An 11811-nucleotide genomic window follows, 5' to 3' on the forward strand; every position below is an offset into this window, starting at 1 on the left:
ATAATCCCGGAGATAGAGGCTATAAACCTCGATGCACTCTTTGAGCTTGAGAAGGACGGCTACTTTGTCGTTCCGAACGCGAAAGCAACGTGGATTGCCATGCACCGCGAGCGCACCAGAGAGACCCTCGCGAAGAAGGCAGAGGTTCCCACCTCGCGCTACGCCTACGCGAAAACGCTCGACGAGCTCTACGAGGCCTGCGAGAAGGTGGGCTACCCGTGCCACACCAAAGCCATAATGAGCTCCTCCGGAAAGGGCTCCTACTTCGTGAAAAGCAGAGAAGATATCCCGAAGGCATGGGAAGAGGCAAAGATGAAGGCCCGCGGTAGTGCAGACAAGATAATCGTCGAGGAACACATCGAGTTCGATGTTGAAATCACCGAGCTCGCTGTGAGACACTATGACGAGAACGGAGAGATAGTCACGACCTTCCCGAAACCCGTCGGCCATTACCAGATTGATGGTGATTATCATTCCAGCTGGCAGCCGGCCGAGATAAGCGAAAAAGCCGAGAGGGAGGTTTACAGGATAGCGAAGCGCATAACGGATGTTCTCGGCGGTCTCGGTCTCTTTGGCGTTGAGATGTTCGTGAAGGGCGACAAAGTCTGGGCCAACGAAGTCTCTCCAAGACCCCATGATACTGGCATGGTGACTTTGGCTTCTCACCCGACGGGCTTCTCCGAGTTTGGCCTTCACCTGAGGGCCGTCCTTGGGCTTCCAATCCCTGGGGAGTGGGTTGATGGCTACAGGCTCTTTCCGATGCTCACGCCCGCGGCAACCCACGTCATAAAGGCCAACGTCTCCGGCTACTCCCCGCGCTTCCGCGGTCTGGCGAAGGCTCTAAGCGTTCCCAACGCGACGGTAAGGCTCTTCGGGAAGCCCGAGGCTTACCCTGGAAGGAGGCTCGGCGTGGCGATAGCTTGGGACAAGAACGTCGAGGATGCCAAGAAAAAAGCGGAGATGGCCGCCCACTCGATAGAGCTGAGAACGCGCTCCTCTGACTGGCATGGACAGGATTACGAGGTGAGAAAGCACCATGGGATGCAATACGGAGCCTTTTGAAAGTCAATGCCAGGGATGTTTGTGTACACTGGGCCAGTGAACAGGGATGTAGGTTTATCCAATGAACTGTATAATACCCAAAAAGTTTAAATTTGGTTGTCCACATCTTTGAACGTTCCACGGATAGAATAAGTTGCTGAATATAGAAAGTTGAATAAGAAGCTGGATGCAGGGGGTTGAATCCGGACGTGGAATAAGATGGGTGGAATTGAGGACTCAGCCCTTCATTTTCAGGTTTTATTGAGTCTCGCGCATTCTCCTCCTGTATTCTGCGAGCTTCTCCCCGAGGTTCTCATCCTTCAGGGCGAGCAGCTCAACAGCCAGTAGAGCCGCGTTCTTCCCGTTGTCTATTCCGACAGTTGCAACGGGAACCCCCGGCGGTAGCTGGGCGATGCTGAGGAGCGCATCTATGCCACCGAGCTTTGCCGAGACCGGGACGCCGATTACAGGCTTCGTCGTGTGCGAGGCTATAACCCCCGGCAGGGCGGCGCTTAAGCCCGCTATCGCTATGAAGACGTCGTAATCCTTCTTCGCGAGCCTTTCGACTTTCTCAGGGTCCCTGTGGGCGGAGGCAACCTCGACGTCGTAATCAACGCCGAACTCGTCGAGAACCCGCGTTGCCCTCTCGGCTATACGAGAGTCGCTTTTGCTACCCATAACTACGAGAACCCTCATGACACCACCGTGTGCATAAAAACGTCAAATATTTAAAAATTTTAGCATTAAATAGCCGTTAGCATGTCAAAGGAACTCGACCCCGTTCCTCCTGACGATGTACTCGAAAGTGGGTATCCCATCGAGGTCGGGCGCCTTCATTATCTTCATCGTTCTCACAACCCGCTCCTCTCCCGTTATCCTGCTCTCCGTCTTGAGGACGTACGATGCCTTCCTGTAGATGAGGGGGAGCACCACCACGTCGTTTCCCGAATAGACCCAGACGTTGGTTCCCGCGGGGTACTTCTTGTAGACGTCCGACTTCGCCCTCTGGAGGTCAATCATCTCAAGATAGCGCTGCGTCTTCTGGGGCCCGAACATGTGGAGGTAGTCCGAGATCGAAATCGCGATCCCCCAGAGCTCCCTGCCCTCGAACATGTTGAGCCTCTTCCACTTCTCCTTGTGGGCTCCTATGACTTCGAGGTACTTGTCGTTCAGGGTTTCGAGGCTTATTGGCTGCGACAGGTACCACACGTTGCCGGTTCCCCGCCTGAGGTTGTAGAGACTGCCGAAGGTGTCCACTATCATCAGCCTGTTCTCCCGGAGGTGCCTCTCAATATCGATTCCGAAGCGCTCGGCAACGGCGGTGAAGGTCGAGAGGGGGAGGCCTATGTTGAAGTAGCCCACGAGGTTGTCCGATTCGAGCTTTTCCTTCATAACCTGAAGGGCGAGGGACTTGCCGAGCGACCTCGGGTCGGCCTCGTGTATAAGGATCAAACTCCTCTCCTTGACGCCTCCCAAAACCCTGTCCACGGGCTTTAGGCCAAGTTTAAGGCTCATCCTCACCACCTTTCGTCACAACCAGCTTTCTCTCGTCGTTCTCAAGAAAGCTCTCTATCACGAGGTCCGAGTAGAAGTAGGCCAAGTCATCCATCCCAGGGCATTCTGGGAGGAGGTACGTCTTCACAGCTGAGAGCCGCAGGGGAACCTCAAGGAAAAGGTTCCACAGCCTCCGCTGAACCTTCAGCGGGTTCTGGAAGAGCCTGCAGATTCCGGACTCAAGGTGCCCGACGACGATGGCGCTCTCCGGCCTCGGTTCTAAGGTCTCTATGAGCTCGGACACGAGCCTGCCGTACTTGAGGACGAAGACGTTGTCATCGAGGTACCCCCTGAGGGTCAGCACACCATCCATCTCGGGCTCTATCCCCTTCATAGAGCCAAAGGCATCGAAGATGAAGAGGGTCTTTCCTAAGTGCTCCTCGTACTCTATACCAAGCCTCCCCATATCCCGGAGGAGGCTCTGCAAGGGCTCGTAGGAGACCAGCCAGGTGTAGCTCCCGCTCTCAATGTATTCAGCCGCGACCTCCAGACCGAGGAGGTAACCGAATGATGCCATGTCCTGGTCTATGATGCTGACGATGCCGTTTGAGTTCAGGACGTTTCTGATCAGTGTGAGTAACTGCTCCCTGTCCCTCACTCACCCCACCATGAACTTTTGGGCATGGAGGAATAAAAACATTTCCACACACTCATGAACCTGAGACAGCGTTTTAATACTGCAATGAAACTTGATGACAACACGAGAATCTCCGGCCCCATTCTTACCATCTAAAAGTTAAAATAAAGCTTAAAAATATGATTTTTTAACATTTCTATGGTGAACATCATGAGGATCCTGCTCGTCGGCGGCGGTGGAAGGGAGCACGCAATAGGCGAGGCCCTCGTCAGGGCTGGAGCCGAGCTCTACGCGGTCTCAAAGCACATGAACCCCGGCCTGGCAGGGCTCGCAAAGGACTACGGCCTGGCCAGAGAAACGGACGTGGAGAAGGTTCTATCCTACGCCGAGAAGTTCGGGGTTGATATGGTCTTCATCGGCCCGGAGGCACCGCTTGAGAGGGGCATCGTTGATGCCTTTGAGGAGGCCGGTATACCCGCGGTTGGCCCGAGCAGAGAAGCCGCTAAGCTTGAAACGGACAAGGCCTTCGCAAGGGCCTTCATGCAGCGCAACGAAATCCCCGGGAGAAAGGCATTCAGGGTATTTACAGACGTCGAGGAGATGCGCTCTTGGATAGACGACTTTGGAAAGCCGGTTGTAGTTAAGCCCATCGGCCTCACCGGAGGGAAAGGGGTTAAGGTAGTGGGCCACCAGTTGAAGGACAACAATGAAGCCAAAGCCTACGCGGAGGAGCTGATAAGGCGGGATGGAAAAGTTCTCGTTGAAGAGCGCACCGACGGCGTTGAGTTCACCTTCCAGGTCTTCAGCGACGGGAAAAAGGTCATCCCAATGCCCCTCGCGCAGGACTATCCACACGCCTACGAGAACGACGAGGGGCCGATAACCGGCGGCATGGGGAGCTATTCCTGCTCAAACGGTCTTTTGCCCTTCGTGACGAAGAAAGATTACGAGAAAGCCTTTGAAACTCTCAAGGTAACAATCGAGACGATGAGGAGAGAAGGGATACCATATAAGGGCATCCTCTACGGACAGTTCATGCTCTCCAGGGAAGGGCCGGTTCTCATCGAGTACAACGCCCGCTTTGGCGACCCGGAGGCGATGAACGTCCTCCCGCTTTTGAGGACACCGCTGACGGAGATAGCCGAGGGGATCGTTGACGGCAGCCTGGGGAAGGCCGAGTTCGAGGGCAAAGCGACGGTCGTGAAGTACCTCGCGCCGAGAGGCTACCCAGTGAACCCGGTCAGGGGGGTTAAAGTGGAGGTTGATGAGAGGGCTATAAAGGAGACCGGAGCGAGGCTCTACTACGCCTCCATAGACGAGAACCTCACGCTACTCGGCTCAAGAGCGATAGCGGTCGTTGGAATAGCCGAGAGCATTGAAGAGGCCGAGAGGATTGCAGAAAGCGCTGTTCAGTACATCAAAGGTGAGCTGTTTTACAGAAGGGACGTTGGGACGAGGGAGAGCGTCGAGAAGAGGATTCGCCTTATGAAGGAGTTTGGAAAGGAGTTCGAGCCGAATCCCTGCTGAGGTGGGCAAAAATGATAAGCCGTGACGAGGTTTTGGGGATCCTTGAGAAATACGATCCTGAGCGGATAACAGTGGGCGTTATCGGGAGCCACTCAGCTCTGGACATAGCCGATGGGGCGAAGGAGGAGGGCTTACCGGTTCTCGTTGTCGCCCAGCGCGGAAGGCACAGAACTTATGCAAACTATTTCAAGCTCAGGAAGACGAGGGACGGATTAACCAAGGGCTTCATCGACGAGGTTGTGATCCTTGAGAAGTTCGCCCAGATCGTGGAGGTTCAGGAGGAGCTCGTTAAGAGGAACGTGGTCTTCGTTCCAAACCGCTCCTTCGTCGTTTACACGGGCATAGACCGCGTTGAAAACGACTTTCGCGTTCCCCTCTTCGGGAGCAGGAACCTGCTCAGAAGTGAGGAGAGGAGTGAGGAAAAGAGCTACTACTGGCTTCTTGAGAAAGCTAAGCTCCCCTACCCGGAGGAGGTAAAGCCCGAGGAAATCGATGATGTCGGCCTCGTCATTGTAAAGCTCCCACACGCCAAGAAGAGGCTGGAGAGGGGGTTCTTTACCGCGGCAAGTTACAAGGAGTTCCGCGAGAAGGCGGAGCGGTTGAAAAAGCTCGGCGTCATCACGGAGGAAGACCTTGCAAGGGCGAGAATCGAGCGCTACATTATAGGGCCTGTGTTCAACTTCGACTTCTTCTACTCTCCGCTCGACGGGGAGATCGAGCTGCTCGGGATAGACTGGCGCTTTGAGACGAGCCTTGACGGCCACGTAAGGCTTCCGGCGAGTCAGCAGCTTACTCTGCCCGAGTGGCAGTTCGAGCCCGAATACACGGTTACGGGTCACGCCGCCTCGACTCTCCGCGAGTCGCTTTTGGAGAAGGTCTTTGACATGGCGGAACGCTATGTCAGGGCGACGCAGGAGTACTATCCGCCGGGGATAATCGGGCCGTTCACCCTCCAGACGGCCGTGGATAAAGACCTGAACTTCTACATCTACGATGTGGCCCCGAGAACCGGGGGCGGAACGAACATCCACATGGCTATGGGACATCCCTACGGGAACTCCCTCTGGAGAAAGCCGATGAGCACCGGCAGGAGGGTGGCTCTGGAGATAAAGCGCGCGGCTGAGCTGGGTGAGCTTGAGAAGGTTGTTACATAGCGGTACCAAAGGTTGCAACGCCTTTTTATCGATTTTTCACAGATTGAAGGACTATTTTAAGAGCAGAGGGTTTATAAACGATTAACCACAATATGAGTAGGGAGGACTACGGCATGGAACGCCCCTGGATAAAAGCGTTCGTCATCGTTTTCATAGCCCTCATGATCGCAGGGACGGCGTTCTACTTTAAGAGGGGCGCGGCGGAGAAGGAAGCGGTAAGCTTCAGGCCGGTTTACCTCTCCAGAGTTCCCCTTAACGTGGAGTTCTCAAACGATGGGCCAGAGCTTTTAGTAGTTAGCCCCTTGGATATCCACAAGGTGGACCCCGGGGAAAGCAGGCCAATCCTCGTTGTAGGAAAGTTAAACACTACCAATCTCGTTGAGGCCATCAATGTGACTCCACAGATGGATCCTCTTAACCTATCATCCAAGGCAGCTGTAATTTACAATGGGAGGTTAATATTTCTTGTATCGGGTGATCTCGGAGGGTTTTTAGAATGGGTTTCCTGGATCATAGCCCACGAGTCCCACTGGGATCTCGGTCTCTACTCCAGGAACTCCGGGGTTCTTCTGAGCACTCGGGAGCTCCAAGCTGAAACTCCTGATAGAAACTGGAGTGCAGTAGGGGGCGAACTTTACAAACACCAGCTCCTCCTGAAAATAATCGTTCCGGGAAGAGAAAATGCGGAATTTTCAGTGACTCCGCTAAACGGGAAGCTCTTGGACTATGATCCAACCACCTCCAAGTTCCGGGATCTGATAATCCACGACCGCTCTTCGTTTGCTGCGAACCGGGCCGGCTGGATGGTGGAGAACCATGGGGAAGGAAACGTCCACTTGAAGGCTATTGTCGGAATTGACTCCGAAGGCCTAACGCTCCGCTACAGCCTCAACGGGATAGCCGGGCTTCTGCTCGTGCCTTTCTCTTCCTGAAGCCCGCTCTTTAGGCCGGGGGCGGTCGTTTTTGAAAATCCTGTGGTGTAACCCGGAAAATCTGGAATTTGTTCCTCTTTCGCTTTTTTAGACTGCACTCCCTTCGAGAAACTTTTTTAAGAGGGAGAAGGCCGCTTCCCCTGTAAAATGACCCCCGGAGGTTGAAACCATGGATAAGCGCTGGGAGTTCGCCTTCATGGACATGCTGGTCGTCGCGTCCGGCTTTGGCACGATGCACATGCTTGAGAAGTTCAAGGACACCGTCATCGCTCATTATGGCATCACCGAAACTGCTATGGGCTATCAGCAGACCGCCTTTGTCGTCGGCCTCTTCGTCGCCTTCCTCCTCGGTGGTACGAGCCTCTTCAAGGGTTCCTTCAAGAGGAGCGTCGCTTTGATAGTCAGCTTCGCAGCGATACCGCAGTTCATCATCCCCTTCGTAGGCAACTGGTGGGGGATCGTTGGCCTCCGCTTCTTCCAGGGCTTCATAGTGGCCCTCATAGCGGTCTTCAGCAACCAGGTGGGCAGGCTCTTCTTGGCTGAGAGGCCCTTCGCCAAGGGCATAATACTATCCGGGATATTCTGGGGCGGGATATACGGCATAAGCCTCGCCAAATGGGCCTCACGCACCTACACGGGCTGGGACGCCGTCAGGAACGCCTTTCTTATCTCAGCCGCCGTTATGTACGCCATCTTGGCACTTTGGTGGCTCCTCGTTGAGGACTTCGAGATACCCAAGGAAAAGCACTCCGCAAAGGGCTCTAGCGTCTGGAGGATGCCCTTTACTTGGGTCTTCGGCTTCACCTTCTTCCCCGCGCTTTGGGTCATCTTCACCCTGGGCTCCTTCACCCTTCACCACGCCGAGTTCTCAAGCTCGGAGACGGCGAACCTCGTTATAGCGCTTGAGGTCTCGATGGCCCTCTGGTCGATAATAATGGGCTACCTCGGCTACCGCCTCTCGGTTGAGAACACCTCCAACAGGGGGCTCTTCAAGGCGATAGTCAGCGTCATGACCCTCTCCTATGCCGTAACGTTCATCGGACTCTTCATCGTCTGGAAGAGCATCCTCTCCAGCGACTACACCCTCGCCATGATCGGGCTCGCCCTCACCGGAATCGTTCAGGGAACTGGCCCGGCCTTCTGGACAACTGCACCAGCGGCTTACCCCAAAGAGGTGTTCCCCGAGGCCAGCTTTGCACTCGGCCTTATCTCAAACTCGGCCAACGCGGTGGCCCCGAACGTGATGTTCATCCTCGTGAGCGGGGTTACCCAGGGGATGCTCATCTTCCTCGCGATGCCCCTCCTGGGCATAGCCCTCCTCCTGATCTCCTCCAGGATGAGGCTCCCCGTTGAGGAGCTCGGGGCCTGATTTTTTATTCTCTTTTCTCACCGCCTCCAACTCCAGCGCGCAGACCCCGGCCTCCAATTTTTTGACATTTTTATGCCGAAACAAACCTTAAAAACATCCAATTTTTACATTTTTATGGTAAGGTGATGCCCATGAAGTGGAAGGTTGCCGTCATCGTTCGCCTGAAGGAAGGCCTAAACGACCCCGAGGGCAGGGTCATAGGAAAGGCCCTGGGAAACCTCGGCTACACCGTTGAGAACCTGCACGTTCCCAAATACTTCGAGTTCGAGCTCGATAGCGAAAACCCGGAGGAAGAGGTCGAGGAAATGTGCAAAAAGCTCCTCGCAAACCCGCTCATCCACAGCTGGGAGTACAGAATCGAGCCGGTGAGCTGAGATGGTGAAGTTTGCGGTTGTCGTTTTTCCAGGAACCAACTGCGACTTCGAGACCGAGATGGTCATAAGGAAGGCCGGCGCCGAGGCCGAGAGGGTGTGGTATACAACCAGCCTGAAGGACTTCGATGGAGTTGTTCTTCCGGGTGGCTTCAGCTACGCGGATTATCTCCGCGCGGGAGCGATAGCCGCTCGTCAGGAGATAATGGAGGAAGTAAAGGAATTCGCCCACGATGAAAGGCCCGTCCTCGGGATATGCAACGGCTTTCAGATCCTCACGGAGGCGGGCCTTCTGCCCGGTGCGTTAAGACCGAACAAAATCCCGCGCTTCCTCTGCAGGTGGGTTCACCTTCGCGTTAACGACATCGAAACGCCCTTCACTTCGCTCTACGAGCAGGGAGAGGTCATAAGGATGCCGATAGCCCACGCTGAGGGCAATTACTACACCGAGGATCCTTCAAAGGTCAGGGTGGTCTTCCAGTACAGCGACGAGAAGGGAAACGTAACCGAGGATGCGAACCCGAACGGCTCGGCTCTGAACATAGCGGCTGTAGCGAACGAGAAAGGCAATGTCCTCGGGACTATGCCCCACCCTGAAAGGGCGAGCGACCGCTTCCTTGGCAGTGAAGATGGCTTGAGGCTCTTCAGGAGCATGGTGGAGTGGGCGAAGATGTAATCATACACTCCTCTTTCAATTTTTCGCAGGTTTTGGAATTTTATCGTTTAGAAATGATTGGCCCTCTTCTTTTGTATGACTTTTTCACCCAGTAAATCTTTTAAAAACAGAGGGAAACATGCAAATTGACCACGATGTTTTATCGTTCCTGGAGGAAGGATATCATGAAGACCCCTCTCAGGATTCTGCTGGTTTTAGTTCTCCTAACTGCCACACTTGGGTGCATCTCGAGTCCACACCCGACGACTCCGAGTTCTCAGAGGATGCCGCAACGCCCACACAAACGTCACAAACACCAGAAAACACAGCTCTCACCAATGTCCAGCCCTATGGGGACTGGTACCACAACTCAACAAGATATTTTGAAGTTTATTATCCCAAAGAAGTCCGCGATGATCCAGTACTGCAGTCGAAGCTCAACATGCTCCTCTTAGGAGCGGACAGCGCCTACGAAGGCTACTCCAAGCTCTTTGGAAGCGAACCACAGAGGGCAAAGATATACCTCCACCCATCAAAGGAGGCTCTCGAAAACACCACCGGGAAAAAGACCCTCTGGCTCGTGGACTACAAGAAAAGGGAAATACATGTTGCTCTGATTAAAGAAACTGGTGTGTATTCATCGCTTGATGTTGCTTCGGCGCTCTTAGAATACGCGGCCGGTAAGAGGCTCCCCGATGTTCTTGCCGTCGGGTTTGGAGTGCTGGATGGTGGGCCAATACCAATAGGCCCACAGGAGAAGAAGACGAAATACGTGAGCATAGAGAAGCTAAAGTCCCTGAACCTCAGGGAAAACTACAACGAGACCCTATACGCCGAAGCGGGAGACCTGCTGTGGTACATTGCGGCGGAATACGGTCCGCAGGCCCTTATAGAAGCCCTGAGGAAAGGTGACATCTCGAAAATTAACGAGAAGGAATTCATGGAGTCAGCAACCTCTGAGCAAGAGGAAACCGTTGAAATTGGAGAGACCATCCTCAACCTGAACCTGACCTCCTCCCCGCCCTAAAGGGCGAGGGTTCCAACGAACTAACCCCTCGCTAAGGGCGGAGAGGTTTGAGGGGCTTCATTCAAACCCAACTCAAAGTGGGCTTTCAGCCCCTCCGGCCCGGTCTTAGGCCAATTACCCCTCCCCTGAGCGTAAAGCCCGCTCAGATTCGGGGTTATGGTTTTCACCACCTTCTTCAAAATATTGAACGCTCCAACCAAATCCGCATTGAAGATAAGCCCCGTTGCGGGACACTTAAATAAACCACGAACAAACCTCGCCCCATAGTGAGGCTTCCCGCAGACAGGGCAGGTTTTAGAAGTGAAAGCCTCGTCCACAACCTCGACGAGAATACCATACTCTTCGGAGACTTCTTTAAGCCTTTGAATCACTGTGTTAAACCGCCAGACGTGAGAAAGCAGAAAATTCTGCTTCTTGCTCTTATCGGAGTTCCTGGCGATTCCCTTGGGATAGCCGACTACAATCCTTGAAACTCCAAGACGGTAGAGCTTTTCGACAGTTTGCCTTACTGCCGTGTTGATGTAGTGCCTCGTTTGGAGTTTAGCCTTCTCATGCATTCTCCTGAGCTTTCTACTCGTTTTAGCTCCGCTCTTGTTAAGTTTAGATTGGTATTCAGCAATCTTCTTCCTCCAGTAAAAGTCAATACTCTTTAACGGTCTTCCATTCACGAGGAAGCTTTCACCGTTCTCAACGTAGACGGCCATTAAATTATTCACTCCCAAGTCAATTCCTGCCGAAAGGTTGCCCAAAGGCTGTCTTGGAACTTTAACCCACTCACCATTGATTAGTTTCTCCTCGACGGTGAAGCTAACGTGTGCATACCATTTCCGCTTAACGGTGTCATAGGTGAGTTCTAATCTTCCCTGCTTGCCCTTCAGGTGAATTCTCCCCTTGAATTGAACTTCTAAGCGTTTAAACCTACCGAGACCCATCAGGACAAGTTTATTCTCTTCAATCCTGTATTGTGTATTCCTCAAGATTATTATGTGGGCATTCTTGATGTATTCCGGCGGTTTTGGCCTCATCCATTTCGGAAGTTCCCAGTTTCTCTTGCCCCGAAGGAGCGAGAAGAAACTCCGCCAAGCTTCGGCGTTCTTCCTCGCTATTGTTTGGACCGTGGCAGAACCAACCTCTTTCTTGAACTCTTCATAGACTATCTTCTGTGTTTTCAGAAAGTCCACTGGTTTACCTTCAAAGAATTCCCGCCTTCTCAGGTAGTTTACCCGGTTCCAGGCTTTAGAAGTGATTAGGGCCAACTCTTTGAGGGCCTTCTCCTGTTCCTTTGAGGGTTGGAGTTTGAGGGTTACTGAGCGCTTCATTTCTCCTCGCTTTCAACTTTTTTAATCCAGTCGAGGATTGCCTGCTCGGCGGCTATGCTCAGGCCCCCTTTTCTTCCACCGTAGAGTTTCCCGACGAGTTCTCTGAACTTTTTCTCCACGTCGTCCCTCAGGTAGATGTCGATTCTCCCCACTATTGCCCACCCAATGGTGAGTATGGGTGGTTAGTGTATTTAAGATTTTCTGTTGCTTTCCTGTTAAGAGGCTGTTTGGGGGGTTTACTGCATCCCCGCCGTGAACGGCAAGGTTTTCAAGAGAAAAAGATAA

General features: G+C 53.5%; 13 protein-coding genes. 8 read left to right on the top strand and 5 right to left on the bottom strand.

Features of this window, described 5'->3' with window-relative positions; all coding sequences use genetic code 11:
• On the top strand, positions 1–1062 hold a 1062-nt coding region (gene purT / locus MVB78_RS09080; protein WP_297490537.1), incomplete at its 5' end, for a formate-dependent phosphoribosylglycinamide formyltransferase.
• Between the two features lie 237 nt (positions 1063–1299).
• On the opposite strand, the gene purE is transcribed toward purT, so the two are convergent.
• From purE to MVB78_RS09095, 3 genes are all read right to left on the bottom strand, one after another.
• Positions 1300–1737 (bottom strand): 5-(carboxyamino)imidazole ribonucleotide mutase, encoded by a 438-nt coding sequence (purE, locus tag MVB78_RS09085; protein WP_297490538.1) that lies wholly within the window; start codon positions 1735–1737, stop codon positions 1300–1302.
• A 66-nt stretch (positions 1738–1803) separates the two neighbouring features.
• On the bottom strand, positions 1804–2556 hold the full coding sequence (locus MVB78_RS09090) for a hypothetical protein (RefSeq protein ID WP_297490547.1): 753 nt from the start codon (positions 2554–2556) through the stop codon (positions 1804–1806).
• Positions 2546–3193: a hypothetical protein gene (locus MVB78_RS09095; RefSeq protein ID WP_297490539.1), complete on the bottom strand. Its 648-nt coding sequence runs from the start codon at positions 3191–3193 to the stop codon at positions 2546–2548. The genes MVB78_RS09090 and MVB78_RS09095 overlap by 11 nt, the downstream gene beginning before the upstream one ends.
• 189 nt (positions 3194–3382) lie before the next feature.
• On the opposite strand from MVB78_RS09095, the gene purD reads away from it, so the two are divergent.
• The 7 genes from purD to MVB78_RS09130 all read left to right on the top strand — a co-directional run bounded on the left by purD (position 3383) and on the right by MVB78_RS09130 (position 10207).
• Complete coding sequence (purD, locus tag MVB78_RS09100) at positions 3383–4699, top strand: phosphoribosylamine--glycine ligase (protein WP_297490548.1); 1317 nt, start codon at positions 3383–3385, stop codon at positions 4697–4699.
• A gap of 11 nt (positions 4700–4710) precedes the next feature.
• A complete protein-coding gene (locus MVB78_RS09105) occupies positions 4711–5853 on the top strand; it encodes a formate--phosphoribosylaminoimidazolecarboxamide ligase family protein (RefSeq protein ID WP_297490540.1) in 1143 nt (380 codons plus the stop codon).
• A 92-nt stretch (positions 5854–5945) separates the two neighbouring features.
• Entirely contained in the window at positions 5946–6785 is an 840-nt protein-coding gene (locus MVB78_RS09110) for a hypothetical protein (RefSeq protein WP_297490541.1), read from the top strand.
• 169 nt (positions 6786–6954) lie between these two features.
• Entirely contained in the window at positions 6955–8154 is a 1200-nt protein-coding gene (locus MVB78_RS09115; RefSeq protein WP_297490542.1) for an MFS transporter, read from the top strand.
• Positions 8155–8285: 131 nt separating this feature from the next.
• Complete coding sequence (gene purS / locus MVB78_RS09120) at positions 8286–8528, top strand: phosphoribosylformylglycinamidine synthase subunit PurS (RefSeq protein ID WP_297490549.1); 243 nt, start codon at positions 8286–8288, stop codon at positions 8526–8528.
• A gap of 1 nt (position 8529) precedes the next feature.
• Entirely contained in the window at positions 8530–9201 is a 672-nt protein-coding gene (gene purQ / locus MVB78_RS09125) for a phosphoribosylformylglycinamidine synthase I (protein WP_297490543.1), read from the top strand.
• A gap of 118 nt (positions 9202–9319) precedes the next feature.
• A complete protein-coding gene (locus MVB78_RS09130; RefSeq protein WP_297490544.1) occupies positions 9320–10207 on the top strand; it encodes a hypothetical protein in 888 nt (295 codons plus the stop codon).
• A 20-nt stretch (positions 10208–10227) separates the two neighbouring features.
• On the opposite strand, the gene MVB78_RS09135 is transcribed toward MVB78_RS09130, so the two are convergent.
• Positions 10228–11526 (bottom strand): transposase, encoded by a 1299-nt coding sequence (locus MVB78_RS09135; RefSeq protein WP_297490545.1) that lies wholly within the window; start codon positions 11524–11526, stop codon positions 10228–10230.
• Positions 11523–11678 carry a hypothetical protein gene (locus MVB78_RS09140; RefSeq protein ID WP_297490546.1) on the bottom strand — a complete coding sequence of 52 codons (156 nt, stop codon included), beginning with the start codon at positions 11676–11678 and terminating at the stop codon, positions 11523–11525. Before MVB78_RS09140 ends, MVB78_RS09135 begins: the two co-directional genes overlap by 4 nt.
• Positions 11679–11811 lie beyond the last annotated feature (133 nt).

It is taken from the genome of Thermococcus sp. (genome assembly GCF_026991495.1).
GTDB lineage: Archaea > Methanobacteriota_B > Thermococci > Thermococcales > Thermococcaceae > Thermococcus.

What these genes read in the sequence shown, in the direction of transcription:
- MVB78_RS09135 (WP_297490545.1), bottom strand. Translation starts at nt 11,526, where the DNA reads ATGAAGCGCTCAGTAACCCTCAAACTCCAACCCTCAAAGGAACAGGAG.
- purD (WP_297490548.1), top strand. Translation starts at nt 3,383, where the DNA reads ATGAGGATCCTGCTCGTCGGCGGCGGTGGAAGGGAGCACGCAATAGGC.
- MVB78_RS09115 (WP_297490542.1), top strand. Translation starts at nt 6,955, where the DNA reads ATGGATAAGCGCTGGGAGTTCGCCTTCATGGACATGCTGGTCGTCGCG.
- purE (WP_297490538.1), bottom strand. Translation starts at nt 1,737, where the DNA reads ATGAGGGTTCTCGTAGTTATGGGTAGCAAAAGCGACTCTCGTATAGCC.
- MVB78_RS09090 (WP_297490547.1), bottom strand. Translation starts at nt 2,556, where the DNA reads ATGAGCCTTAAACTTGGCCTAAAGCCCGTGGACAGGGTTTTGGGAGGC.
- MVB78_RS09105 (WP_297490540.1), top strand. Translation starts at nt 4,711, where the DNA reads ATGATAAGCCGTGACGAGGTTTTGGGGATCCTTGAGAAATACGATCCT.
- MVB78_RS09130 (WP_297490544.1), top strand. Translation starts at nt 9,320, where the DNA reads ATGCAAATTGACCACGATGTTTTATCGTTCCTGGAGGAAGGATATCAT.
- purS (WP_297490549.1), top strand. Translation starts at nt 8,286, where the DNA reads ATGAAGTGGAAGGTTGCCGTCATCGTTCGCCTGAAGGAAGGCCTAAAC.
- purQ (WP_297490543.1), top strand. Translation starts at nt 8,530, where the DNA reads ATGGTGAAGTTTGCGGTTGTCGTTTTTCCAGGAACCAACTGCGACTTC.
- MVB78_RS09110 (WP_297490541.1), top strand. Translation starts at nt 5,946, where the DNA reads ATGAGTAGGGAGGACTACGGCATGGAACGCCCCTGGATAAAAGCGTTC.